The sequence below is a fragment of the Duncaniella dubosii genome, assembly GCF_004803915.1.
GTDB lineage: Bacteria > Bacteroidota > Bacteroidia > Bacteroidales > Muribaculaceae > Duncaniella > Duncaniella dubosii.
On sequence record NZ_CP039396.1, the window covers coordinates 473,666 to 498,986 of the forward strand.

At 50.7% G+C, this 25,321-nt stretch carries 21 protein-coding genes and 1 pseudogene; 12 read left to right on the forward strand and 10 right to left on the reverse strand.

Annotation, left to right across the window (positions count from 1 at the left end):
- Positions 1-33: 33 nt before the first annotated feature.
- Positions 34-726, forward strand: a complete 693-nt coding sequence (locus E7747_RS01995; protein WP_123615453.1) for a Crp/Fnr family transcriptional regulator — start codon at positions 34-36, stop codon at positions 724-726.
- Positions 727-984: 258 nt separating this feature from the next.
- Here E7747_RS01995 and E7747_RS02000 read toward each other — a convergent pair whose 3' ends face one another.
- Positions 985-1,548, reverse strand: a complete 564-nt coding sequence (locus E7747_RS02000; protein ID WP_123615454.1) for a 6-pyruvoyl trahydropterin synthase family protein — start codon at positions 1,546-1,548, stop codon at positions 985-987.
- 203 nt (positions 1,549-1,751) lie between these two features.
- Positions 1,752-4,442 (reverse strand): calcium-translocating P-type ATPase, PMCA-type, encoded by a 2,691-nt coding sequence (locus E7747_RS02005; protein ID WP_123615455.1) that lies wholly within the window; start codon positions 4,440-4,442, stop codon positions 1,752-1,754.
- A 290-nt stretch (positions 4,443-4,732) separates the two neighbouring features.
- On the opposite strand from E7747_RS02005, the gene E7747_RS02010 reads away from it, so the two are divergent.
- The 3 genes from E7747_RS02010 to cbiB are packed head-to-tail and all read left to right on the forward strand — an operon-like array spanning position 4,733 to position 8,146.
- Positions 4,733-6,214, forward strand: coding sequence for a cobyric acid synthase (locus E7747_RS02010; RefSeq protein WP_136413807.1), 1,482 nt, complete (start codon positions 4,733-4,735; stop codon positions 6,212-6,214).
- Entirely contained in the window at positions 6,207-7,223 is a 1,017-nt protein-coding gene (locus E7747_RS02015) for an aminotransferase class I/II-fold pyridoxal phosphate-dependent enzyme (protein ID WP_136413809.1), read from the forward strand. Before E7747_RS02010 ends, E7747_RS02015 begins: the two co-directional genes overlap by 8 nt.
- A complete protein-coding gene (gene cbiB, locus E7747_RS02020) occupies positions 7,205-8,146 on the forward strand; it encodes an adenosylcobinamide-phosphate synthase CbiB (RefSeq protein ID WP_123615458.1) in 942 nt (313 codons plus the stop codon). Before E7747_RS02015 ends, cbiB begins: the two co-directional genes overlap by 19 nt.
- Positions 8,147-8,183: 37 nt before the next feature.
- Here the strand turns inward: cbiB and cobC are convergent, their stop codons facing one another.
- The 4 genes and pseudogenes from cobC to E7747_RS02040 all read right to left on the reverse strand — a co-directional run bounded on the left by cobC (position 8,184) and on the right by E7747_RS02040 (position 11,069).
- On the reverse strand, positions 8,184-8,711 hold the full coding sequence (gene cobC, locus E7747_RS02025; protein ID WP_136413811.1) for an alpha-ribazole phosphatase: 528 nt from the start codon (positions 8,709-8,711) through the stop codon (positions 8,184-8,186).
- Positions 8,708-9,463, reverse strand: a complete 756-nt coding sequence (gene cobS / locus E7747_RS02030) for an adenosylcobinamide-GDP ribazoletransferase (protein WP_123615460.1) — start codon at positions 9,461-9,463, stop codon at positions 8,708-8,710. Before cobS ends, cobC begins: the two co-directional genes overlap by 4 nt.
- Before the next feature lie 41 nt (positions 9,464-9,504).
- On the reverse strand, positions 9,505-10,545 hold the full coding sequence (gene cobT / locus E7747_RS02035; protein WP_370863012.1) for a nicotinate-nucleotide--dimethylbenzimidazole phosphoribosyltransferase: 1,041 nt from the start codon (positions 10,543-10,545) through the stop codon (positions 9,505-9,507).
- 16 nt (positions 10,546-10,561) lie between these two features.
- A pseudogene (locus E7747_RS02040) lies at positions 10,562-11,069 on the reverse strand (bifunctional adenosylcobinamide kinase/adenosylcobinamide-phosphate guanylyltransferase).
- Between the two features lie 309 nt (positions 11,070-11,378).
- Here E7747_RS02040 and E7747_RS02045 point away from each other — a divergent pair.
- On the forward strand, positions 11,379-12,029 hold the full coding sequence (locus tag E7747_RS02045; protein ID WP_123615463.1) for an N-acetyltransferase: 651 nt from the start codon (positions 11,379-11,381) through the stop codon (positions 12,027-12,029).
- 54 nt (positions 12,030-12,083) lie between these two features.
- On the opposite strand, the gene E7747_RS02050 is transcribed toward E7747_RS02045, so the two are convergent.
- The 3 genes from E7747_RS02050 to E7747_RS02060 all read right to left on the reverse strand — a co-directional run bounded on the left by E7747_RS02050 (position 12,084) and on the right by E7747_RS02060 (position 13,636).
- The gene (locus E7747_RS02050) at positions 12,084-12,308 is read right to left on the reverse strand and encodes a hypothetical protein (RefSeq protein ID WP_168185187.1); all 225 of its coding nucleotides are present in this window, start codon (positions 12,306-12,308) and stop codon (positions 12,084-12,086) included.
- Positions 12,309-12,331: 23 nt separating this feature from the next.
- A complete protein-coding gene (locus tag E7747_RS02055) occupies positions 12,332-13,165 on the reverse strand; it encodes a lysylphosphatidylglycerol synthase transmembrane domain-containing protein (protein ID WP_168185188.1) in 834 nt (277 codons plus the stop codon).
- Positions 13,166-13,246: 81 nt separating this feature from the next.
- Positions 13,247-13,636, reverse strand: coding sequence for a VOC family protein (locus tag E7747_RS02060; protein ID WP_136413818.1), 390 nt, complete (start codon positions 13,634-13,636; stop codon positions 13,247-13,249).
- Positions 13,637-13,750: 114 nt separating this feature from the next.
- Between E7747_RS02060 and E7747_RS02065 the strand changes: the two genes are divergently transcribed.
- From E7747_RS02065 to E7747_RS02095, 7 genes are all read left to right on the forward strand, one after another.
- The gene (locus tag E7747_RS02065) at positions 13,751-14,230 is read left to right on the forward strand and encodes a GNAT family N-acetyltransferase (RefSeq protein WP_136413820.1); all 480 of its coding nucleotides are present in this window, start codon (positions 13,751-13,753) and stop codon (positions 14,228-14,230) included.
- Between the two features lie 89 nt (positions 14,231-14,319).
- Positions 14,320-15,450: a DNA polymerase III subunit gene (locus tag E7747_RS02070; protein ID WP_136413822.1), complete on the forward strand. Its 1,131-nt coding sequence runs from the start codon at positions 14,320-14,322 to the stop codon at positions 15,448-15,450.
- Between the two features lie 22 nt (positions 15,451-15,472).
- Positions 15,473-18,412: a PD-(D/E)XK nuclease family protein gene (locus E7747_RS02075; RefSeq protein ID WP_136413824.1), complete on the forward strand. Its 2,940-nt coding sequence runs from the start codon at positions 15,473-15,475 to the stop codon at positions 18,410-18,412.
- A 47-nt stretch (positions 18,413-18,459) separates the two neighbouring features.
- Entirely contained in the window at positions 18,460-19,575 is a 1,116-nt protein-coding gene (hemW, locus tag E7747_RS02080) for a radical SAM family heme chaperone HemW (protein WP_168185189.1), read from the forward strand.
- 70 nt (positions 19,576-19,645) lie between these two features.
- Positions 19,646-20,410 carry a glycerophosphodiester phosphodiesterase gene (locus E7747_RS02085; RefSeq protein WP_136413827.1) on the forward strand — a complete coding sequence of 255 codons (765 nt, stop codon included), beginning with the start codon at positions 19,646-19,648 and terminating at the stop codon, positions 20,408-20,410.
- A 155-nt stretch (positions 20,411-20,565) separates the two neighbouring features.
- Positions 20,566-21,366, forward strand: coding sequence for a patatin-like phospholipase family protein (locus tag E7747_RS02090; RefSeq protein WP_168185190.1), 801 nt, complete (start codon positions 20,566-20,568; stop codon positions 21,364-21,366).
- Positions 21,367-21,420: 54 nt separating this feature from the next.
- A complete protein-coding gene (locus E7747_RS02095; protein WP_228449228.1) occupies positions 21,421-23,133 on the forward strand; it encodes an alpha-amylase family glycosyl hydrolase in 1,713 nt (570 codons plus the stop codon).
- Positions 23,134-23,268: 135 nt separating this feature from the next.
- On the opposite strand, the gene E7747_RS02100 is transcribed toward E7747_RS02095, so the two are convergent.
- Positions 23,269-25,266 carry a dipeptidyl-peptidase 3 family protein gene (locus E7747_RS02100; RefSeq protein WP_136413832.1) on the reverse strand — a complete coding sequence of 666 codons (1,998 nt, stop codon included), beginning with the start codon at positions 25,264-25,266 and terminating at the stop codon, positions 23,269-23,271.
- Positions 25,267-25,321 lie beyond the last annotated feature (55 nt).

The window sequence follows — 25,321 nt, forward strand, 5'->3', positions numbered from 1 at the left end:
CCGTCTCTATCAACCATTAACTGAAAATGAGTCATGGCAGCCAACAGCATGTATGAAAATCTCATGGGGCTTCCCCTCTTCAACGGCGTGAGCTACAACCGCATATCAGAGATTGTAGGAAACACCCGGCTTGCTTTCTCAAAATATCTTCCCGGAGAGACCATATTGGAGGCAGGCGATCCATGCACACGTATGATGTTCGTAATCGGCGGATGCGTACGGCTATCGGTGCGCAACTCGACCGACAGATTCGGTGTGATGCAGACGCTTCAGGCCCCGTCCGTAATATCGCCCGATTTCCTTTTCGGACGCAACACTCTCTACCCCGCCACGGTAACTGCCATTGACACCGTCTCGATAATGCAGATAGAAAAAAACGACTTCATCAATATCATACGCACCGACGAAGTATGCCTCTTCAACTACCTCAACTACATATCGACCAACGCCCAGAAAGCAATCGACGGCGTGCTTTCGCTCACCTCAGGATCGCTTGAAGAACGTATAGCCTTCTGGATTATAGCACTCACTCAGCGCGATGCCCTTGATGTCGTGCTCACGTGCAAGCAGCGCGACCTCTACACCCTTTTCGGCGTGCAGCGTTCTTCCTTCATCAACACCCTTGAAAGCATGAAGGCACGAGGACTGATTGACTACACCTCAACTGAAATCCGTGTGGTCTCGCGCAACGAACTGCGCTCCCTCCTGCTAAAAACGCCCGATTAGACCGCTATCAGATTACCATCAGACATACCGCCCGATATATCCTTTGGAGTCTCATTGATTTAAAAGAACCAAGAACGGGTGCGCCATCCTCGGTAGGAGGCGCACCCGTTCTTGGTTTATCGCTATCGATTCCCTCCGGGAGATTTTCAGAACCCCTCTGAATAAAAATTGTAAATCCCTGAGCCTCTGATGGCTCAGGGATTTACAATTTTTATTCAGAAGCCCGTCATTCACAATTATAACGGCCGCATATATTCTCTATTTCTTGTATCCGCATTTGATACATACGCCTTCTTCGGTAAGGGCAATGCCACAAAGCGGACAGCGTTCGATTTCCTTACGGTCTGTATATTCTTCCGAGGCTGCGTTGTCGCCACTCGTAAACGTAATCTTCGCAATGTTAAGCTTGTCCTTAAGAAGATCGTAGACAATCTTTATCATACCTTCGACAGTCATTGTCTCCTTGGTTACGACAAGGCGGGCATCAGGATATGCCTTTGCAAGCTCTGTCTTGAAAGCCTCGCCTTTCAACGTGTTCTGCGGGTGACCGTGGAGGATTCCTTGCTGCTCATAGACACCTGTGATTGCAGGCAGCAACGGATCGTCTTCACGAAGCACAAGTGCGTGGTCAAAATTTTTCAGAACAGCCCATGCCGTCTTTTTTATCTCATTACACGGAAACACCATGTTCACACCCTTGTTGATCGAATCCTCGACCTCGATAGTCAGTGTGCCGGTATGGCCATGAAGATACTGGGCCTCACCTTTGAAGCCATAGAAACGATGTGCGTACTGCAAATCGAATGTGGTTATACTTCTCATAGTTGGATAACGTTTTTTTAATTAGACTTGGGTAGCATAACATTTACGCTTTTGTTTCAATTACACTCTGTAACATGTAAACAAACCATATGTGCAATAGGTTTACATCCCGCCACATCTCCGGGCAGGAAACAAAGCGAGGGCTGCCAGTGACCCATCGGTCATCATGGCAGCCCTGTGCGATATTTCATATATTTCTTGAATCACCGTCCGATGCGGGAAACAATCCGCAGCAGCTCGCCGACCCAAAGCACGAGCGAAGTCCCGATGACTATAATCGCCCAGTCCTCTATCTTAAGCGGGACTACATTAAAAAACTCACCGCCTATGGTGACAATCACAACCTGCCCGACAAATATGACCAGAGCTATCAGCAGGAACTCGCCACACGCCTTCAGATGGAAAGCACTCTTGTGAGTGGCATAGGCTCGGGCGTTGAACAGATTCCAGAACTGGAGCATCACGAATGTCGTGAAGATTATTGACAGCTCGTATGGGCTAAGTCCCTGAGGCGCTCCTATGCTGACATGGAGAATATCGGCAAGCGAATTGACCTCAGCATGCTCGAAGAGATAAACCATTCCGAGCACGACAGCGGCAAACATGACACCGACGCCACCGATGAAGCGCCACATTGAAGAAGTGATGATAAAACTCCGGCGGTCACGCGGACGATCGTTCATCACCGAACGCGATGGAGGCAGCGACGACAGGGCCATCGAAGCGAAAGTGTCCATGATCAGGTTGACCCATAGCATCTGGGTCACTGTCAGCGGAGATTCAGTGCCCATGAATGCACCGACAAGCACCACAAGACAGGCCACCACATTGACCGTCAGCTGGAAAAGGATAAACCGCTGGAGATTCTGAAACAGCGAGCGCCCCCACATGACCGCACGTCCGATCGAGGCAAACGAATTGTCGACAATTGTAATGTCGCTGGCCTCCTTTGCCACTGACGTACCGTCGCCCATCGACAATCCGACATTGGCAGCCTTTAGCGCCGGAGCGTCGTTAGTGCCGTCGCCCGTCACAGCCACAACCTGCCCCTGCTTCTGCAAAGTCTCCACAAGACGCTTCTTGTCCATCGGGCGCGCCCTCGCAATGATTTTCAGGTCACCCACACGGTCGGCAAGCTCACTGTCGGTCAACGCGCCGAACTCAGGCCCTGTGATTATGTTACGGTCACCATCGCCTTCCTGCCACAAACCTATCTGACGGCCGATCTCGCGTGCGGTGGCCGGAGTGTCGCCCGTGACAATCTTTATGGCTATGCCGGCATTAATACACTCGCGTATCGAATCGGGCACTTCTGCTCTGACCGGGTCGGCGATAGCCACGACACCGATAAACTCCAGTCCGTCGGCATCGACACCGTTATCACCTATGCCGTCGGCCCCTTCGGGGAGCAGACAAGTGGCAAAAGCAAGTGTGCGCATCGCCTTTTCCTGATAGCCGAGAAGCTGCTCGTTGATTTTGGCACGCTCAACACCTCCGTTGACGCTGTCTGACATGGCAAGCACGATTTCGGGTGCCCCCTTGACAAAGAGGCGCTCGCCTCCGCCGGGCTCGGCTATGACCGTAGCCATATACTTGCGCTCGGTGGTGAAAGGCAGCTCACGCACAACCTTTGCCTCCTCGCGCAACGGACGGTAATCGACACCGTTCTGGCGCAGCCACAGCAACAGAGCGCCCTCAGTCGGGTTGCCGAGCACCGACGGATGTTCTTCGTCGCTCAAATCGAGCTGCGCGGTCGAATTGACAGCGACTGCTGTCTCGATCAGACGGCTCATCGCGTCGTCGCCAAGCTTCTGTCCCGGAAGAGCGTAGAAATCGGTCTCAGCCACACGCATCTGGTTCTGGGTGAGAGTACCTGTCTTGTCGGTACATATCACTGTCGTCGCACCCATAGTCTCACAGGCGTGCATCTTGCGGACAAGATTGTTAGTGCGCAGCATGCGGCGCATACTGTATGCGAGACTCAGCGTCACTGCCATCGGAAGCCCTTCGGGGACAGACACAACGACAAGCGTTACGGCAATCATGATGCTCTGAAGGAAATAAGCGATAAACGGCAGCCATTCGAAGCCGGAAGTAGAAAGCATATACATTACGATGCGACCCAGAATCACCGCCCCGCCGATGACATAGCTGCCCTTAGTGACCAGAGCACCAAGCCGTTCGAGCTGTTCGGTCAGCGGAGTCTTCGTCCCGTCGTCGATATGGGCAGCCTCATAGACCTTTCCGTTCTCGGTTGAATCGCCCACGGCATAGACTTCCGCCACACCGTGGCCCTCCATCACACGTGTGCCCCGCATCACATGGTCAGACGGAAATGTCGCTTCAGGGTCGAAATGATCCGGATCGGTGGTCTTCGAAGCCATCGGCTCACCGGTCAGGGTCGACTCATCGACATTGAGCTGCGTCGATTCGAGCAGACGCGCATCGGCGGGAATCTCCTGCCCGGTGTTGAGGATAAGGATATCACCCACAACAACATCCTTTTTGGATATTTCGGTGGGATTGCCGTCGCGGATCACCTGAACAAGCTCATCATCGTTGACCTGATTGAGTATCTTGAACTCGTCCTCGGCCTTCTTCTCGAAATAGAACGACAGCCCGGTGGCAAGGAATATGGCCATGAATATGCCGACAGGCTCGAAAAAGACCGTCCCGGCCTGATGGAGGGCGAAATATTCATAACATGAAATCAGAACCGACAGCACACCGGCCATAAGAAGCACAATGATAAGCGGGTCTTTGAATTTGTCTAAAAACAGTCGCCATAACGACTCTTCCTTAGGAGGCGTGAGCACATTCGCGCCATGAAGACGGCGGCTCTCCTCGACTTGCTGCCGGGTCAATCCACGGCGTTGGTCTGCATTGAGGTTCATAGTCAAAAGTAAGTTTTTTAAGAAGCTACAAAAGTATTATATTAATGAGTCATACGCAAATCAGGGTCATTAATATTTTATTAAATTCCGCTCTGCGACAACCGGCAATTAACTTTTCAATTCTAACGGCTGTCTCCCTCAGTATGTTCGCTCGACATGGAACTGCCAGGCTCCGCTACCGTTCTGTTTTAAAAGCGAAAGCCTGAAAAACGCTTTTATTTTGCCCGATGGCTTATTATCCCTAACTTTGTCGGCCAGATTAGCAAAACAACATTTCTGATACCACCCCAATGGAACAATTGTCACCCATAATGCTTGCCGGGACGGGCAGTGATGTCGGCAAGAGCCTTATCGCCACCGGGCTTTGCCGTATTTTCAGGCAGGATGGCTATAATCCCGCGCCATTCAAGGCTCAGAACATGGCTCTCAACTCCTATGCCACCCCCGACGGGTTTGAAATCGGACGCGCACAGGCCGTTCAGGCCGAGGCAGCCGGGATAGCATGCAGCACCGACATGAATCCGATTCTGCTGAAACCATCGGGCGAACACACATCGCAGGTTGTCATAAACGGCCGCCCTGCAGGAAACCGCGACTCATATTCCTACTTCCGCAAGGAAGGGCGCGAAGAACTGCGAAAGGTAGTCCACAATGCCTTCGACCGCCTGTCGCAGCGCTTCAACCCGATAGTGATGGAGGGCGCAGGAAGTATTGCGGAAATAAATCTCCGTGACAGCGACCTCGTCAACATGTCGATGGCCCGACATGCAGATGCGGATGTCATACTCGTGGCCGATATCGACCGGGGAGGTGTGTTTGCAAGCGCCTACGGCTCGATAATGCTACAGTCCGAGGATGACCGGCGACGCATCAAAGGCATTATCGTCAACAAATTTCGTGGCGACATGCGGCTGTTTGAGAGCGGACGGCGGATGATGGAAGAGATATGCGGTGTGCCTGTAATCGGAGTCGTCCCCTACGCCGGTGACATCCATATCGAGGAGGAGGATTCGGTGGCGTTGGGACTCAAAGCAACAAAGAGCGTGACCGACAAGGTAAATGTAGCGGTCGTATTGCTCAGACACATCTCGAATTTCACAGATTTCAATGTGCTCGAACGCAATCCCGGCGTGAATCTGTTCTATACGGACAATCCCGATGCCCTGTTGTCGGCCGACATAGTAATCATCCCCGGAAGCAAATCTACTCTTTCAGACCTCAGCGAACTGCGACGCAACGGGCTTGCAAAAGCCATCGTCAGTGCAAGAGACAACGGAAAGACGGTCATCGGAATCTGTGGCGGCTACCAAATCATGGGCATCGAGGTGAGCGACCCCGACGGGATTGAAGGCAGTCTCCGAAGCCTCCCCGGACTCGGGCTGCTGCCGGTGAAGACAGTGCTTTCCGGATCGAAGGTGACACGGCAGGTGAGTTTCAGTTTCCTCGGGGAGAACAAGCCCTGCAACGGTTACGAAATCCACATGGGACGTACCGAGACCAAAGGGAAGGCCACTTCTCTTAACACCATACTTGACGACGGGACAGCCGACGGATGCTTTGTCGATGACCGTTGCTTCGGCAGCTATATACACGGACTGCTCGACAATGAAACAGTGGTCAGCTACCTCATCTCGCCGTATCTGAAAGAGAAGCGCAACGAGAAGTTCGACTATACGGCCTACAAGGAGGAGCAATATGACCTGCTCGCCGACCATCTGAGAAAACATATCGATATCGACAAACTCTATAAAATCATGAAACACCATGATTGACGGACACGGAGACGACTCGTTTCGCTACGGCACACGCATACGCCATAATTTCAGTACAAACATCTACTCTGATGTCGACCATTCGGCGCTTATCGACTTTCTGGCCGATAAGGCCGCAGGCATTAAATCATATCCCGAACCAAGACCGGAGTCCATCGAACGGCTCATAGCCATGAAACTCGGAATCGGCAAAGGAAATGTGATGGTGACAAACGGCGCGACAGAGGCCATTTATCTCACAGCTCATCTGTTTCACGGCGGGAAATCGGCAATCGTCAGTCCGACGTTCCGTGAATATCAGGATGCGTGCGCAATGTATGGCCACTCGGTCACATTTATCTCCTCGCTCTCCGAAATTCCGTCTGACACTACCTGCGTGTGGCTGTGCAATCCCAACAACCCGACTGGAAAGACTGTCGACAGAGATTCAATACTTGAGACAGCTGCCAAAAATCCGGGGGCGGTCTTCATTATCGACCAAGCCTACAGCGACTACACCTTGCAGCCGCTCGTCACCCCTGCGGAGGCTGCCGGAATCGGCAACCTCATGATTCTAAGCTCGCTCACAAAGCGCTTCGCAGTGCCGGGGCTAAGGATAGGCTATGCCGTCGGCAGCGAAAAACTTATGTCGGAAATCGGAAAAATGCGCATGCCTTGGTCTGTCAACCAGCTTGCAATCGAGGCTGCCCGATTCCTCATCAATCACAGTGACGACTATGTGATTGATTCACGCGGACTCCACGCGGAAGCTCTCAGAATCGGGAAAGAAATGGCCGGGATGGGAATTAAGTCGACTGGAACCGACTGCAACTTTCTGCTCGCAAAACTTCCTCAAGGCAAAAAAGCCTCACAGCTCAAAGATTTCCTCATCGACAGATATGGAATCCTGATTCGCGATGCTTCTAATTTCGAAGGTCTCGACGGAAGCTATTTCCGCATCGCCGCCCAACGCCATGAAGAAAACGATTTACTTTTAACAGCTTTAAGAGAATGGATGTCGCAATCATAAAACTTCTGCCTCTGCTCCTTGCATGGTGTCTCGACCTTATTTTCGGAGACCCGGCCCGTCTGCCACACCTCATAGTCGGATTCGGAAAATCAATCTCGTTTTTCGAACACCGTCTCAACAGCGGTCAGCACAGAATGGCCAAGGGGGCTTGCGTGGCTGTCGGACTCATACTGTCAGCATATATCGCAACGTGGGTGCTCATCAGTCTGCTCACTCCATATATATGGATAAAGACGGCTGTCGAAACCATTATAATATTCTATTGCCTTGCCGGGACTACACTTATCCGCGAAGTAAAAATGGTATTCAAGGCCCTCGACCGTTCGCTCGATGCCGGACGCAGACAGGTGGCACGCATTGTCGGACGCGACACCGGGCAGCTTTCAGCTACAGAAATCAGGACTGCCGCACTCGAAACACTGTCGGAAAACCTGAGCGACGGTGTGGTCGCGCCCTTGTTCTGGTATGCCCTGCTCGGTGTCCCCGGAATAGTGGCCTACAAGATGGTCAACACTCTTGACTCGATGATTGGCTACCGCAACGCACGCTACAAGGCGTTCGGATGTGTGGCGGCACGGATCGACGACGTTACCAACTTTATCCCTGCCCGGCTCACGGCATTGCTCATGGTGATTGCGTCGGGACAGCCAAGTCTACTCGGTTTCGTCGGAAAATTCGGATGTCGCCATGCAAGCCCCAACAGCGGCTACCCGGAAGCAGCCCTTGCCGGAGCACTCGACTGCCGTTTCGGAGGTCCTCACGACTATTTCGGCGAGACCGTCCACAAGCCATTCATCGGAGAAAACGAGCGCGAACTGACCACTGCCGACATGCGCAAGGCTGTACGCATCAACCGCATCGCCGAAACAATATGTGTGGTTCTGGCAGGGGCGGTCAGATTTCTGATTGTAGAAATGCTTTAATCAGACACCGGGTCTCTATCCTGAATAACATTCACTCCTAAATTTCAATTTCAAGAATCTCGCCATAGCCGGGCTGACGGGCGAATGCCTCCTCGTCGGTCAGACCGCATAGCGTGGCGAGGGCATGAATCATGATGCCTCCGTGAGTGAAGACCGCCACCGATCCGTGGCCCGAAGCACGGATGTCGTTTACGAAATCAAGGAAACGCTCCCGTTGGTCCATCGACGACTCGCCTCCTGTGGCTCTGACATTAAGAAAATCGGCATACCACAACTCAATGCGCGGATCTGTGATTTCGTCATAACGCTTCATCTCCCATTCGCCGAAATTCATTTCCATGAGACGCGGGTCGAGCTTTGGATTTTCATATCCGCATCTGGCGGCAAGCTTCACGCAACGCGAAAGCGGACTTGAATACACCTCGTCGAATCTCCGGCCCTTCAGTCTTCCACACACCACTTTGGCCTCAGAGTCAAAACTCCCGGCAAGCGCGACATCCGACTGGCCGTAGCAGACACCTTTCGGGACTGCCACCGACGTGTGGCGAATCAAAGTCAGTATCATAGACCGGAATATAATATCACACTGATTCCAATAATCATCGACAGCTCACACAGCAGACATGTCGCACCGCAGCAGTCGCCGGTATAACCGCCGATTTTTCCCGACATCAGCAGCGCCGACAGCGTGAACGTCACTATCGGACACACGGCAGCCAATGCGAACCACGGATTAAGCATCAGCAGAAAAAACATCGGCAGCACACCGCATATAATCTGAAAGAGAATCTGATGCCAGTGCATGCGTGAATATGAAATCTTGTTTTTAGCTCCCTCGGGGCGTGCGTATGGCAGGATATTGGTGAGCTGACCGGCACAGAGTTTCGCAAACGGGTCGGCAGCGAATACGGTGCAGACAGCCATCATCGGGCCAAACGATGAAAACAGACTTATCCACACGGAAATGTAGCATATCAGACCGATGACACCGTATGTCCCGATATGGGAATCCTTCATTATCGAAAGAATCCTGTCCTTATCGCCTCCACATCCAAACGCATCGCAAAAGTCAGCCAGTCCGTCCTCATGGAGCGCGCCGGTCAGAAGCAAGCGCCCGACAAGCGCGAGAATGACAGCTGTCGACCACGGCATTACAAACGAAAAACAATACATGACGAATGCTGTCAGTCCACCTGTCAGCCAGCCTGTCAGCGGCCAATAGACAACAGCATCAGAGTAGTCGGACTGCGATGGATTAACCCATTTCCATACCGGGAGACGGGTGAAAAGTATGAGTGCGGCCACGAATTTCTTCATGTCAGGAAGATATAAAAGATGTATTGGATAAGCAGGATGTTTCAGAAATATTTTGTCACATTCACATCCTTGAACGAATCCATGTGATTGATCATTCTGACTGCCGACTCGATTATAGGATAGGCACACACAGCTCCTGATCCTTCGCCGAGACGCAGGTCGAGATGAAGCAGCGCACGTACGCCAAGATTTTCGAGCATCAGTTTATGGCCGCTCTCGTCGCCCTGATGACCGAACACGGCATAGTCAAGCACCGCAGGATAAAGACGCGAAGCGGCAAGGATGCAACTTGTCATGATGAAACCGTCGACAATTATCACCATGCCGAGCTCAGCCGCCCGGAGCATAGCTCCGACAGCCATCACCATCTCATATCCTCCGAACCAAGCCATCTTGGATTCAACAGAGTCATCTCCGTCATAACGGGAGAGCGCGTCGGACAGCACTTCATATTTATGTCGTATGCCCGCCGAGTCAAGTCCTGCTCCTGCACCGATACACTGCTTCAAGGGTATGCCTGTAAAAAGGTGCATCCACATTGACGACGACGAAGTGTTGCCGCTCCCCATCTCACCGAAACTTACGATATTGCAGCCGGTCGAATCATGAATTTCATCAATCACCTCAGCGCCACGCTCAAGACAAAGCCGGAATTCACCTGCTGTCATGGCAGCCTCATGACGGAAATTCCGTGTCGACTTACGGACTTTCTTGTCAATGATGCCGTGGCCGGCGGGAATATCGTAGTCGACTCCCGCATCGACAAGCACAAGACGGAAACCATGCTGATCACAGAGAAAGTTGATGCCGGCGCCCCCTTTGGAGAAATGTCCGAGCTGCTGCCATGTGACCTCTTTAGGCGAGACACTCACGCCTTCGGCTATCACACCGTGGTCAGCGGCAAAAAGCACATTGTGTGGGTGACGGAGTTCGGGAGTGAGAGTCTGCTGAATCAGACATATACGTGCCGCAAGTTCTTCAAGACGGCCAAGCGACCCTTTAGGCTTTGTAAGATTGTCGATTTTGTCTGTGACAGCGGCTTTGAGAGCCGTGTCGACAGGTTGGATTGAAAATGTCATGATGATTGGCTGCTTACTTTTACTTTATTTTTAGGTCTATGCCGGAAACGATGAAATGAACCTCGTCGGCAATCGAGGCAACGTGCTGGTTGATCGAACCTTGCAAATCAGTGAAACGTCGCTGCATGGCGTTTTCAGAAACTCCGCCGAGGCCGATTTCATTTGTAACCATGAGGAGTGTGGCTCCCGACGAGACAAGCCTGTCAAACGCCTTTTTCATCTCGTCAAGCGCTCTCGTACCGTCCTCTCCGCATTCAAAAAAACCAGTTGGTCGCCCAGAGAGTCACGCAGTCAAACACTACCACATCATCCGATGTCAGACTTATGGAATCGACATGTAACGGCTCTTCAAAAGTGGTCCACTGCCAACCGCGACGCTGCTTGTGGACATCGACGCGATGACGGAAATCCTCGTCAAAAATCTGCGCGGTAGCGATGTATCGAGGATTGGCTGACAGAGACAAGGCAAGACGTTCGGCAAACAGGCTCTTGCCCGACCGCTGCCCACCGGTTATCATTATTATCATCGTTCCTGTTATAAATTTGCTTTCCCCGCAAAATTACAAATTATTCCGGCTCCTGCCAAGCAGCCGTTAATTTAGGATATTCAATCCGAATAATATGCCTTATCGAAAAAGCATCCTAGACATTTATATCTCAAAAACAAATATAACTGATAATGAATAATTTTTATCGTAGATGTTTGCATCTAATGAAATAAAGTCCTAAATTTGTGGTGTAAACATTTAAAGTCATGATACATTCAGTACCAAATCCCCCGATGGATAGAGCAGACATCGCTCGTTTCCGTAACAATCTGGAGAAACATCTTCGGGATGACTTCAGCACGGAAGAAAAACATCAGATTGAAGTACGTCAAGCCCGCACCAAAGCAAACGCAAAAAGAATTATTACAAATTGTGGAGGAAAAAACCCCTTACTCGGATATTGATTTCCAAATAAGACTCATGACTGACACAGACTATATGAATATGTCTGCGTTCTCATGTGGGGTTGAACTTCTTGACAAATTTTTCCACTACGAGATAAAAGAATGTGTCAATCATCATTACCTTTCCGCATATTGTGCATTCCTTGATTCAAAAGAAATCGTTGCTGTGTTCACATTAATGAATGACGCACTGATGATTGTGAGCCATACGGAAAAAGAAGATTTTATCGATGACATGAGGCTGGATACGAGTAGTGATATTGTTGATTTTTTTAAACGCCAATCATCATATCCAGCTATTAATATCGGACATCTTGGAATATCTGTCAACCATCAAAGAAATGGAATAGGTTCTGCCATAATAGATCTCGTAGCCGATACATTTTCAAATTACAGTCAAGCCGGATGCCAATTTATAACCGTCGACGCGCTTAACAACGAAAAAGCCATTCTCTTCTATCTGAACAATCAATTCAATTTCCAGACAAACCGGGATCATTATTCACCGACAAGACGCATGTATCGTATTTTATAGCAGCGGAATACTATATTTTAAGTTCATTGCTGATTATAAAAACGACATCCCATTCTATTGGTTATTCCGGATTCCGGCTTTCCGGCGTTTTACATTCCTGCGGCTCGCCATGATGTAGAAAGCACCGAATATGCCGGTGGTTACGAGAATTATAGCCTGAAAACTCCAGCAGACAATCGAATATGCCGCTCCGTCACTGTCGCTGATTCCAAACAGGCTCAAGGCAAACATTACCGCTATGTTCCACGGGCCGAGACCGCCGTTTGAGGGAACGGCCATGCTGCACGAACCGAAGACAAACACTACCAGTCCCGGCACAAGCCCCAACGGATAAGCCGAATGCGTGACAAGCTCACGGGTAAAGGGAAGGCAAAGAAACAAACATAAGCCTCGAAGAAATAACAAATCCATATCCCAAGGGTCAGAATGAGATAGAGCCCTGTGCCTTTCATGTGGAACAGCACCTTGAAACCGTCCCATATTCTGATAATACTTATATTGATTCCCTTGACAAATGATGTGTTGCGAAAACAGTAGTCACTCACGACCAACATGGCAATCACAGCAATCACAATGACCCACATGCCTCCGGCGGTCATCACCCGTTGGATATCCTCGCCAATCGGATAACGGTCAAGGAAACGGTCCATCGCCGGATGAGCCACAAAAAGAGTCAGAATGATTATAAGGAATATCATTATGCCGTCCGATGCCCTGTCGCCAAGGTCTGTGCCGACGACTGTCGACAGCTTACACCCCTCACGACGGGTGATGTAGACACAACGCCACGCCTCACCCAGAAACGGAAACACAAGATTCAGAGCGTATGCCCCGAAAATCGACACACTTTCCGCGACTACCGGAATGCGAGGGATGCCGGCAGCACGCAACTGAATGCCCCACCTGATGCCTCGTATGATATGTGAGAGCACTGTCAGCACCATCATAGCGATAATATAGCGATAATCGACACCCTGCTTTATTATTGACTCTACCTGATGGATGTTGACTTTATGAAAAAGCCATAAAATCAGTCCCGCCGAAACAGCCAACGGCAGGATGACCTTGAGCACGCACCCGACAATTTCAAATCGGCTACGGCGGGAGACCGGGGATGGATGAGTAGATGTCTGCACGTAGATTTAACAATCTTACAATTAAAAGAGATTGGTCGTGACGGAAATTTCCGAATAAAACAGGCTTCTACCCTCTATGTGTCAAAGTTTTTCCGGGCGCAGCAGTTCAATCCAGTAGCCGTCAGGGTCTTCGATGAAATATATTCCCATTGCAGGATTCTCATAACACACCACCCCCATCTGCCGGTGAAACTCACGGAGTCTTTCATAGTCCTGTCCGGCATCAAGACGGAGTGCGAGATGAGTTTCGTTTTCGCCGAGGTCGTAGGGCTGCGGATGGTCGCGCATACATGTCAGTTCCAAGCGAAAACCGGTAGAACCGTCGCCCATATAGGTGATTGTAAACGCCCCGTCAGGGCCGTCGATATGGCCGACCTCTTTAAGCCCCAATGCTTTCCGATAAAATTCCATCGAACGGTCACGGTCTGCCACGTTGATATTGTAGTGATCGAAATGAAGTTTGAAATCCATTGTAGAAAAAATTTATGAAGTACTTCTATTATATACCCTCTGCAGACATGAAAAGTTCAAAATTATGGTTTATCAGGAAATAAATGCCATCTTTGCAATTTAATCATGCCCACTATGGATATTTCAAATACAGATACCCCAACCGTTACAGATAACAATGAACGCCGACATAGCATCAGGCCATGCCACGAAACGGACTATCCTTCAATCGTTGCCCTGTGGGAACGGTCAGTACGCGCTACACATGAATTTCTCACCGAAGATGACATACTTGAGATAAAATCAAAACTTGCCTCAGAATATTTTCCGGCTGTTGACATCCACATTCTTGATGTCGACGGTAAACCGGGTGGTTTCATCGGCATGGCCGGAAACAAGATTGAAATGCTGTTTGTCGACTCATTTTGTCAGGGCAAGGGATGTGGAACGGCCCTGTTTGATTTCGCCATCGGGAAAGGAGCTAAGCTTGTTGATGTCAACGAACAGAATCCCGCAGCACTTGTATTCTACAGGTCAAAAGGATTCCGGAGCGTCGACCGCACCCCGACCGACGATGCCGGACGCCCTTTTCCCATACTTCATCTGTCGCTGTGACATGATTCAGCTGAATCGGGAGGAATGTCAGTCTATATCTCAGGCAAAGATTTCCATTTATCGCAGTAATTGCCTAACTTTGCCTAACCATGAAGTTCAGCCAGATTCCAGACCACGAGAATGTAAAGCGACAGTTGCGCGACATGGTCGCCGACCATCGTATCCCCCATGCCCTCCTGCTCCACGGCCCGGCAGGAATAGGTAAGTTCCTGACAGCACGCACATTTTCACAATATCTCCACTGCCGGTCACCGCTGCCCGAAGGAGAGCCTTGCGGAGAGTGCCCAGCGTGCCGTCAGCATGAATCGTTCAATCATGTCGACAGCCTGTATGTGTTTCCTGTCGTCAAGACCGACAAGCTGAAAGCGCCTGTGTCAGACGACTACATGACGGAATTCAAGGAATTTGTCGAGGCAAGCCCGTTTATGGATTTCGAGCGCTGGACAGGATATTTCGACAAGAAAAACGCCCAGCCGGTCATCTATGTCAGCGAAAGTGAAGCGCTCGAACAACGTCTTTCGGTCACAACCACGGTGTCGAAATACAAGACAGTCATAATCTGGCTGCCTGAAAAGATGAACGAACAGACGGCCAACAAGCTGTTAAAACTTATCGAAGAACCCTTCTCCGACACAATCTTCATACTCGTTTCCGACAACGCCAAGGCCATCCTGCCGACCATATATTCCCGATGCCGTCCGATAGAGATGAAACGTCTGAGCGACGAGACAATCGCATCGTATCTGACATCGCGTCTCGCCATCGACCCGCAGGACGCTCTCGCAATGGCCCACATAGCCGCAGGCGACATCAACAGCGCCCTGCGCGCAATGGACGCGACAAGCGTCAGCCGCATGTTCTTCGACTATTTCGTCAGGCTGATGCGTCTGGCCTATCAGCGCGATGTCAAAGCCCTAAAAGAATGGAGCACCGATCTTGCCGCCCTCGGCCGGGAGCAGGAGATAAAATTCTATGACTATGCCCAGCGGCTCATACGCGAGAACTTCGTGTATAACTTCCGTGTGCCCGACCTCCTTTATCTCAACCGCGAGGAAGCAGGCTTCAGTAAAAATTTCGCCCGCTTCATAACAGAGAACAATGCCGAAAAAATCATCTGTGAAATGGACCGCGCCATCACCGACATTGCCGGCAACGCCAACGGAAAGATTGTCAATTTTGATTTCGCGATAAAAATGATAATCCTCATCAAGAATTTCTGATCCCTCCACAGCGACACACACTATGACTCCATTTCTCCAGCAAGTAGCCTCGGTATATATCAACAACGAACTTCCACAGCTCGCAGACTACTGCTTTGTTTTCCCAAACAAGCGCAGCGGTGTGTTTTTCCGCCACTACCTGTCGCTCGAAGCAAAAGGCCGTCCGTTCATCATGCCGGAAATTGGCACTATCGCAGAAGTGACAAACCGATTTTCGGCACTGACCGAAGCGCCGCGACTCGACCAGCTGTTCATACTATACAATGAATACCGCGAGCTGAGCGACGATGTGGTCGACTTTGACCAGTTCATTTTCTGGGGCGAGATGCTGCTCAACGATTTCAATGATGTCGACCTCTATCTCGTCGACCCTCACAAGCTGTTTGTCAATCTGAAACGCTTCCGCGAGGTCAGCTCCAACTATCTGACCGAGGAACAGGTTGAAATCATCAACCGTTACTGGGGTGAAAGATTCGTCCACACCAGTCCTGACGAATTCTGGAATCATCTTCATCACCAGCCGACTTCACTCGAAAGCAAATTTCTGAAACTGTGGGAGGTGCTCGACACACTTTTCGAACGTTTCAAAAAACGTCTCCTCGACAACGGGATGGCATCGCGCGGCATGTTTGCCCGCAACGCAGTCAACTACCTCAGCCGTGGAGGAGACACCCGTCTGCCGTTTGAAAGATATATCTTCGTCGGATTCAATGTGCTCACACTGGCGGAAATCAAGATATTCGAGAAACTTCAGGCAAAAGGAATCGCCGATTTCTACTGGGACATGGCCTCGCCGGCATTTGCCGACGAAGGCAACAGAGCCGCATTTTTCATGCGCCGCAATGTTGAGTGTTTTCCTTCGCGCTACAATCTTGCGGAACTCTATCCCGAAAAGCCGACATTCCCCTACATCCACATCACCGGCGTACCTACGGCATTCGGACAGACCAAAGCGGCCGGACTCCAGCTACAGAAATGGATTGCCGACGGAACGATCGGAAATCCCGCCAATGCCATTGACACGGCAATAGTGCTCCCCGACGAATCGCTCTTCATCCCGATGATCCACGCCGTCCCGCCGGGAATCACCGCACTCAATGTCACGATGGGCTTCCCGCTGAAAAGCACATCAATCTCATCGCTGATGTCGGCGATTGTCGCCCTTCATCTGAGGGCTTCGCGCTCCCGCGAGGAATGGAGCTACTTCTACGAGGACCTGCGGTCAGTGCTGACCCATCCGCTCCTTCAGGCAATCGACCCGGATGGATGTAACGCGCTGCTCAGGCTGATGCTCGACCGAAGGCTCTACATGGTCCCCGTGTCCAAAATCACCGAGACCGCCCCGGCACTGGCATTCGTGTTCAGTCCGGTGCACGACACAAACGGAGTCGAGGAAGTACACTCCTATTTTTTCAGGCTAATCGAAGGACTTCGCGCATATACGCTCGTACACAAGGAGCTGAAAATCGAAAACTATTTCCTCGACACCTATCTCGTAGAGCTTGAAAACCTACGTGCGGCATGCTCTCGATGGAACATCACCATGCGCGACAAGACATTCATCGAACTGCTTCAGCGGACCATCTCATCGGTCAGTGTCCGCTTCACCGGCGAGCCGCTTGCCGGACTTCAGGTGATGGGTGTGCTCGAAACCCGTGCGCTTGATTTCGATAAGCTCATAATGCTCTCGATGAACGAGCATGTGTTCCCCCACAAACAATACACCCGCTCGTTTATCCCCGACACGCTGCGGAAGAGCTACGGCATGGCCACCACGGAACTTCAGGAGTCGATATTCGCCTACTCGTTCTACCGTCTCATTTCGCGTGCGTCGCAGGTCAGACTCTTTTACGACGCGCGTACGCTGAGCGGAAAGAACAGTGAAATCTCACGCTATATAGCCCAGCTTCTCTATCTGTTTCCCGAATGCCGGATTGACCACGACCTCGCATCGTTCACCACACATCCGCTCGACGAGGAGACCATTTCAGTCGAGAAGACAGCCGCGATAATGGAAAAAATGCGTGAATTCACACCCGAAGGAGGCAAACGCACACTCTCGGCCACAGCAATAAACGACTACATCAACTGTCCGCTGTCGTTTTATCTGAAACGCATCTGCAATCTCGACCTTGACGAAGATGTGATGGATTATATGGACTCAGGGACATACGGCAACATCCTGCATGAAGTAGCCGAACGGCTCTACAAAGAGCTGCGCGGCGACCGAGACGAAGTGAAGGTCACAACTGAGATTCTCGACAGTTTCATCAGAGACGAAGTAAGACTCGACACACTCATCACAGAGCTAATCAATGAAAAATACAACCGTCTGCCCGAAGGCGACCGCACACCGCTCGTCGGCGAGAGCCTTGTACTCGGCAAGGTGATGAAACACTTCCTTATCCTTATGTTCCGTCGCGAGAAAGAGATAGCTCCGTTTGACTTCATCGACGGCGAGCACAAGGTAACGGCAACGATGAAAATTTCTGACGGACTGACAATCAACATACTCCAGTATATCGACAGAATCGACCGCATCTATCCCGGAAGCCGTTACGGCGAAGGACTCGGACTGCTGAGAATCGTCGACTACAAGACCGGCTCTGACAAGACTGATTTCTCCGATATCGACGAGCTCTTCAACCCGGAGACCGACCACAGACGCAAGGCAATCCTACAGCTGATGTTCTATTGTAACGCATACGCCGGAAAAATAGGTTTCGACGGGCCTATTATGCCACAGATCTATTCGTTCAAAACCATGTCGACCACGGGACTGCAAGCTCTGAAATATCAAAAAAACGATTTTACTGACTACCGCACCATCAACAAAGAATTTATCGAACGCTTCAACGCCACTCTGACGGAAATGTTTGACCCGAACGTACCGTTCACACAGGCCGTGGACGATTCCGCATGCAAGTTCTGCGGATTCAAGCCAATCTGCCGGAAACACTGAGCGATACACATATTATAATATACGTAAACCATTTCCGCGACACAACGATGAAACTCTATATCCACGTCCCATTCTGCCATTCGAAATGCGCCTATTGCGATTTCTACTCCACCCCCCGAAAGGAATGGATGGAAGCTTACACCGATGCGCTTATCAATGAATGGCGCGTCCGCTCTGAGACGTTTGACGAGGGTATCGACACTCTCTATTTCGGCGGAGGGACACCGTCGTCGCTCCCCCATGCCCTGCTCAAACGCATAATCGACGCACTCGACCTTGACACACGTCTGCTCCGTGAGGCGACCATCGAAGCCAATCCTGAGGACGTAAGCATGGAATGGGTGCGGTTTATCGTCAATGAGACACCGCTGCGACGCGTCAGCATGGGAATCCAGTCATTTGACGACTCGGAACTGCACACAGTGGGCCGACGGCATACCGCCGCGCGGGCTATCGAAGCAACCGAGACCCTCCGAGCGGAAGGAATCGCCAATATCAGCTGTGACCTCATCTACGGATTACCCGGACAGGACATGAAATCATGGAAACGGTCACTTTCAACTCTGACAGGACTCCGCCCGGAACATATCTCGGCCTATCTGCTGTCCTACGAACCCGGAACACGGCTTTTCGCCATGCTCGACAAGGGAAAAATCGAGGAAACGCCCGACGAAGTTGTCGAAGCTATGTATGCACATCTCTGCGAAGTCACGGCCAAGGAAGGCTATCTCCACTATGAAATCTCAAACTTCGCCCTCCCGGGAAAAGAAGCGATACACAACTCTTCATACTGGGACGGGTCGCCATATATAGGTCTCGGTCCGGGCGCACACTCTTGGGACGGCACAAAGCGGTCGGCCAATCCATGCAATCTCAAAAAATATATCGAGGGAAATGGCTCAGGAGTTAACGAGACGGAGGACGAAACGATTGAAAATCTGTTTAACGACATGCTCATCACCCGTCTGCGCACGGCTCGCGGAATCAGTCTCGATGAAATCAGTGAAAAGTTCGGCAAGAAGATGGCTGAAACATTCAAAGAAGAATCCACACCCATGATTGAAGACGGCCGACTCGTTCTAACACCCGACCATCGTTATGCCATTCCTGAAAACCAATGGCTCACATCAAACGCTATTTTGCTCGAACTAATCAAAGTTTAAAATTACCTGTCAACTACTGACCAGTCAAAAAATTGGACTGCCCATAACAAAAAATAAAATATCCCAGACCATGAAACGATTTAAACTGTCACTGATAGCTGTCATAGGCATCGCTTTTTTCACACAAGCTTCCGAACCGACCCTAATCGGACGGCGCGGCTGCGGATATGCCATAGAAAATACAGCCGAAGCATACCTCGAAGGCGCGCGACGCGGCTACAAGATGATGGAAGCTCATGTACGCGCAACAGCCGATTCGGTATTTGTCACATCTCATGACGGAAAGACCGACCGGCTGGGAGGAAAGATGAAAATAGCTAACTCGACCATAGCCGAACTGCGCACCGAGCGCTACACACAGACCCGCGACAGCGCTACTTATGAAGGTTCGGGAATCTGCACCGTCGGCGAATTCCTCGACATCTGCAAAGAAAACGGAGTCGCACCGCTGCTCCATCTGAAGACTTTTTCAAAGGATACGAAAGATAGCGGACATCTCACGCCACTCGCAAAGCTTATCGCTGAGAAAGGTGCTACCGGAGACTGCATCATACTGACATCCGAACCTGACTATATAGACTATCTGATGGCCAACCATCCTGAAATCAGGCTCCAGTTTCAGGCCGACACAAAGTGGCAGGAACGCTTCGAATGGTCATGCTCGCGCAAACTCGACGTGCAGATACGCGCGGATCTCGTCGATGCAGACTGTGTGAGGCGTTACCATGATGCAGGTGTCAAAGTCAACGTGTGGACAGTCAATACTCCTGAAGAATATGTCCGTCTTAAAGACTGCGGAGTCGACTATATCGTGACGGACTATATCGTGCCTTAAAAGCCAAACATATCACTGTCATGCTGTTTTTAACACCGGGTCAATAAATTTTACAAGCATTTTAAACGTGATGTGGCACGGGGTTCATGGAAATTGCGTAAATTTGCATCCGCTAATTTACGGCTAATAAAAATTGTGTACCGGCTATGCTTGATATGCTTAAATTTTCACGGAAACCTTACAAAGTAGGTCTCGTCCTCAGCGGAGGGGGAGCACGTGGATTCGCAAACGCGGGCGCACTGCTCGCCCTTGAAGAAGTCGGCATCAAACCCGACATAATCGCCGGTGTCAGCGCGGGTTCTGTGGTGACAGCCATGTATGCCTCAGGAATCGCCCCGGAGGAGATTGTGACTGCGTTCAGCAATATTTCTTTCGGAAACTTAGCGGAACTCGGAGTGCCGCGCGACGGTTTTTTCTCAATGGACGGCTTCAAGAAATTTCTTAAGAAGCAAATCAAATATGAACGCATCGAGGACCTCCCGATTCCGGCACTCATCTGTGCGACCGACCTTGACAACAACAGGCCGGTGGCATTCTCGGAAGGGAGCATCGTGGACTGCGTGGCTGCATCGTGCAGCATTCCGATCGTGTTCAAGCCTGTAAGAATCAACGGCGTGACATACGTCGACGGTGGCGTGCTCGCCAATCTTCCGGCATGGGCACTCAGAGACAGTTGCAAATATGTCATCGGAATCAACTGCAGCCCTGTCCCCCGCAGAGGCAAACCCAAATCACTCATGGACATAGCCCACCGTACCTACGACCTTCTCGTAAAAAACAATTCGCAATCGCAGATGGAACTGTGTGACCTCGCCATCAGCATTGACGATGTTGCCTCCTATAAGGTGTTCAACCTAAAGGAAATCCGGCGAGTGTTCCGTTCGGGTTACGACAACACTCTGTCCGCGTTGCTTGACGCCGGCTTCACTCACCGTGGCCCGGTCAGAAAGAAATAGGAACAAAATAAATCAGAACATCAACACACAGCAGCAACATACAGTAACTATATAATGAATCAGAAACCAGTCATCTATCAGCTTTTACCACGTCTCTTCACAAATACAAACAATCATTGCGTGCCAAACGGCACATACGCTCAGAACGGTTCAGGCAAGATGAACGATATCACCGATACCGTACTCGCCGGAATCAAAGAACTCGGAGCTACACACGTATGGTATACGGGAATCATCGAACATGCGACCAAAACCGATTACAGCCGCTACGGTATCAGACCCGACAATCCCTACGTGGTCAAAGGACAGGCCGGTTCGCCTTATGCAATCAAGGACTATTACGACATTGATCCTGACCTTGCGGAAAATGTCGAAGACCGAATGGGCGAATTCGAAGCTCTCGTCGCCCGCTCACATGATGCAGGTCTTGACGTTATCATCGACTTTGTGCCCAACCACACCGCCCGCTGCTACAACAGCGATGCCAAACCGGCCGGAGTAAAGGATTTCGGGGAAGATGACAACACCGATATGTTCTTCAGCCCCAATAACAACTATTATTATATGACCCGCCAGCTTTTCGCACCGTCAATCGACCTTGGCACAGGCAAAAAAGCTTACGTCGAATTTCCGGCAAAAGCGACTGGCGACGACTGTTTCTCGGCATTCCCGACGGTCAACAACTGGTATGAGACAGCAAAACTAAACTACGGACGCGATCCGGGCAACTGGAGCACACACTATCAGCCTATTCCAGACACATGGATGAAGATGCTCAACATCCTGCGGTTCTGGGCATCGAAAGGCGTGGACGCTTTCAGATGTGACATGGCCCACATGGTGCCTCTCGAATTCTGGCAGTGGGCGATACCCAATGTCAAGGACCGCTATCCGAGAATCAAATTCATAGCCGAGCTCTATGATGTCAAGATCTACCGCGACTTCATCGAGAAAGGTGGTTTCGACTATCTCTACGACAAAGTGAACCTCTATGACACGCTGCGAGGCATACAATGTTCAAACTACTCGGCGGCGACTATCACCAACTGCTGGCAGACAGTAGAGGGAATCTCGGACAAGATGCTCAATTTCCTTGAAAACCACGACGAACAGCGTTTCGGTTCGAAATTCTATGCCGGCGACCCTGCAAAAGTAATCCCGTCGCTCGTCATCAGCTCGATGATCTCGACAGGTCCGATGATGATATATGCAGGGCAGGAACTCGGCGAACAGGCGACAGATACGGAAGGTTTCAGCGGTTATGACGGCCGCACGACAATCTTTGACTACTGGAGCGTGGCCACACTGCGCAGATGGTATAACCACGGCAATCCCGACGGCTCGCAGCTCACTCCGCGCGAACGCTGGCTGAGAAACAAGTACTGCACAATCCTCGGGCTCTGCAACCGTGAGCGCGCCATTTCCAACGGCCGTTTCTTCGACCTGATGTATGTCAATTATCACAATCCGACTCTCAATCCCCACCGCCAGTATGCGTTTATCCGTTCGTATGACGGCGAAACGCTTATCATAGCCGTGAATTTCTCGGCCGACTCCTGTGACCTCGCGATTGATATCCCGCGCCATGCGTTCGATATGCTCAACATTCCCGAAGGAGAGGTGTTCGCAACCGAACTCATCACACGCCAGCAGGACATCAAGGAACTGCGTGCGACAAAACCGTTCAGGACGATGATTCCTCCATACGACGCTGTAATCTGGAAAATCAGACACCGTCAGGTGAAACGTATTCCAAGCCGTTCATAATAGCCTATCGCATAAAGACGGTTTTACACGACAAATCAATAAAAAATCAACAGACCGCACGTCATTGCGACATGCGGTCTGTTGATTTTTTCAAGATGTCAATGTGTCATTTCAACGACACGGTGACAGGCGGCATCACTTGCTGTTGGCCGGAAGAGTGCGATACTGCTCAGAGTAGCGGAGCACCTGAGGCAGATAGTCTTCACCGTAAGTGATATTGACATCGGTTATATTTCCATCCTTGTCGGTAACAGGAGTATAGACGGGGTTGACGAAGCCCTTGTAAGGAGCAATGTCAAGAGTCGCATAGCGGTCAAGCACTTCTTTGTGGAGCTGCGGGTCGACCTTTACTGCATAGGTCTCCACAAGGTCTCGGCCTGCTTCATAGTCACCCTCGCTCTTAATACGCTGCACTTCGGCAAGAAGCTGGCCGAAGAGGTCGCGGAGCTTGGCGTAGTCATTGATCTTGATGTATGTCTTGCCGTCGCGCTTCACCATTTCAATCACATTGTCAGCCTTACCCTTTTCGAAGACCCATGCTGAAATGAGCTGGCGGTTACGCATGTGTGCTTCCTCGACATCCTTGCCCGGTTCGATGCGCATGAGCTGGGTCATGAGACCGTTGAGGATATACTTGTAGTATTCGGCCTTATAGGCATCAGGATTGTCAAGCAGACCAAGTTCGAGAAGTTTCGGGTCGGCAAGATAGTAGAGAGCAAAGAGGTCGGCGCGGGCTTCTTCAAGAGTAGAGCCGTGAGCCTTGAGAGCGTCGGGGTCAACACCGGGGAGCAGACGGCCAGAGGCATGTCCAAGACATTCGTGAAGGTCTGTGTGGAGATTGTCGGTGATGAAGAGGTATTTGTCCATGAGGTCGGATGTCTCCTTGTCAATCACAAATTCCTCGTTGAATCCGTTGCCGTGAGAAGCCTCGTCGTAGGCTTGAGTGATGTTTTCAAGCGTCACCGATTTAGAACCGTGGGCGGCACGAATCCAGTTGGCATTGGGGAGATTGATGCCGATAGGAGTGGCGGGATATGAGTCACCGGCAAGAATAGCGGCAGTGATGACCTTGGCGGTTACACCCTTCACCTTGTCTTTGCGGAAACGCGGATCGACAGGTGAATTCTGCTCGAACCATTCAGCGTTGCCTGAAATAAGCTCGGTGCGGTGAGAAGCTTCCTCATTCTTGAAATTGACAATCGATTCAAAAGCGCCGGTCATGCCAAGCGGGTCACCGTAGCTTTCAATAAATCCATTGATAAAATCGACCTTCGAGTCTGTGTCCCCAACCCATGCGATGGAATAATCGTCGAATGACTTGAGATTACCTGTGGTGTAGAACTCGATAAGCTTGTTGATGACACCGCGCTGAGTATCATTTTCGGCATACTGCGAAGCTTTGCCGAGAAGGTCGACAATACGGGTTATGGCATCGGAATAAAGACCACCCACCTTGTAGGTCTGCTCGACAATCTTTCCGTTTTCCTTGACGACACGTGTATTCAGGCCCCATGACACGGGAGTAGCGTCGGTAGTGTCCTTGAGAGCGTTATAGAATTTTTCGACCTCAGCCTGAGTCACACCCTCATAGAGATTGTTGGCGGAAGTAGCAATCAGATCCTGTCCTTCGGCCTGATTCACACGCTTGGCCATTATCGAAGGATTGAAAATCACCTCATAAAGCGTGTCGACGTTTTCAGGTTGTTTGTCAGCGGGAAGTTTGGCGACATTCTCTGCAAGGAATTCACGGGAGAACGCTGGAGTGAACTTGTCCATCGAGTAGTGGTGATGGATACCGTTGGCAAACTCTATCTGTTTGAGATAAGTCTCAAGCGCTTTGAAATCCTTGCTCTCACGATCGCCGTCATACGATTTGTAGACATTCTCGATAAGGTCGCGTATGGCAAGATTATATTTGCCGTTCTGATCCCAGAGGATGTCACGGCCGGTGAGAGCCGCTTCGGTCAGATAGTAGATGAGTATGCGCTGCTGAGGAGTCAGTTTCTCAAAATCAGGCACCTTATAACGAAGCACTTCAATATCGGCGAAACGGTCGACCGTATAGTCGAAATCGTCAGCCGCCGCTTGGTCGGTAGCTTTAGAAGCACACGAAGTTATGGCTAATGCTGCCATAGCAGGAAAAATGAATTTGGTTAGAGACACGAGTATTAAGTATTAAGGATGAAGT

Coding starts and splice junctions, on each gene's coding strand:
- hemW (WP_168185189.1), top strand. CDS start 18,460: ATGAAACTCTATATCCACGTCCCATTCTGCCATTCGAAATGCGCCTAT.
- E7747_RS02005 (WP_123615455.1), bottom strand. CDS start 4,442: ATGAACCTCAATGCAGACCAACGCCGTGGATTGACCCGGCAGCAAGTC.
- E7747_RS02000 (WP_123615454.1), bottom strand. CDS start 1,548: ATGAGAAGTATAACCACATTCGATTTGCAGTACGCACATCGTTTCTAT.
- cbiB (WP_123615458.1), top strand. CDS start 7,205: ATGGATGTCGCAATCATAAAACTTCTGCCTCTGCTCCTTGCATGGTGT.
- E7747_RS02095 (WP_228449228.1), top strand. CDS start 21,421: ATGAATCAGAAACCAGTCATCTATCAGCTTTTACCACGTCTCTTCACA.
- E7747_RS02050 (WP_168185187.1), bottom strand. CDS start 12,308: ATGGCCGTTCCCTCAAACGGCGGTCTCGGCCCGTGGAACATAGCGGTA.
- E7747_RS02085 (WP_136413827.1), top strand. CDS start 19,646: ATGAAACGATTTAAACTGTCACTGATAGCTGTCATAGGCATCGCTTTT.
- E7747_RS02070 (WP_136413822.1), top strand. CDS start 14,320: ATGAAGTTCAGCCAGATTCCAGACCACGAGAATGTAAAGCGACAGTTG.
- E7747_RS02065 (WP_136413820.1), top strand. CDS start 13,751: ATGGATATTTCAAATACAGATACCCCAACCGTTACAGATAACAATGAA.
- E7747_RS02060 (WP_136413818.1), bottom strand. CDS start 13,636: ATGGATTTCAAACTTCATTTCGATCACTACAATATCAACGTGGCAGAC.
- E7747_RS02090 (WP_168185190.1), top strand. CDS start 20,566: ATGCTTAAATTTTCACGGAAACCTTACAAAGTAGGTCTCGTCCTCAGC.
- E7747_RS02015 (WP_136413809.1), top strand. CDS start 6,207: ATGATTGACGGACACGGAGACGACTCGTTTCGCTACGGCACACGCATA.
- cobC (WP_136413811.1), bottom strand. CDS start 8,711: ATGATACTGACTTTGATTCGCCACACGTCGGTGGCAGTCCCGAAAGGT.
- E7747_RS02045 (WP_123615463.1), top strand. CDS start 11,379: ATGACTTCAGCACGGAAGAAAAACATCAGATTGAAGTACGTCAAGCCC.
- E7747_RS02100 (WP_136413832.1), bottom strand. CDS start 25,266: ATGGCAGCATTAGCCATAACTTCGTGTGCTTCTAAAGCTACCGACCAA.
- E7747_RS02010 (WP_136413807.1), top strand. CDS start 4,733: ATGGAACAATTGTCACCCATAATGCTTGCCGGGACGGGCAGTGATGTC.
- E7747_RS01995 (WP_123615453.1), top strand. CDS start 34: ATGGCAGCCAACAGCATGTATGAAAATCTCATGGGGCTTCCCCTCTTC.
- cobS (WP_123615460.1), bottom strand. CDS start 9,463: ATGAAGAAATTCGTGGCCGCACTCATACTTTTCACCCGTCTCCCGGTA.
- E7747_RS02075 (WP_136413824.1), top strand. CDS start 15,473: ATGACTCCATTTCTCCAGCAAGTAGCCTCGGTATATATCAACAACGAA.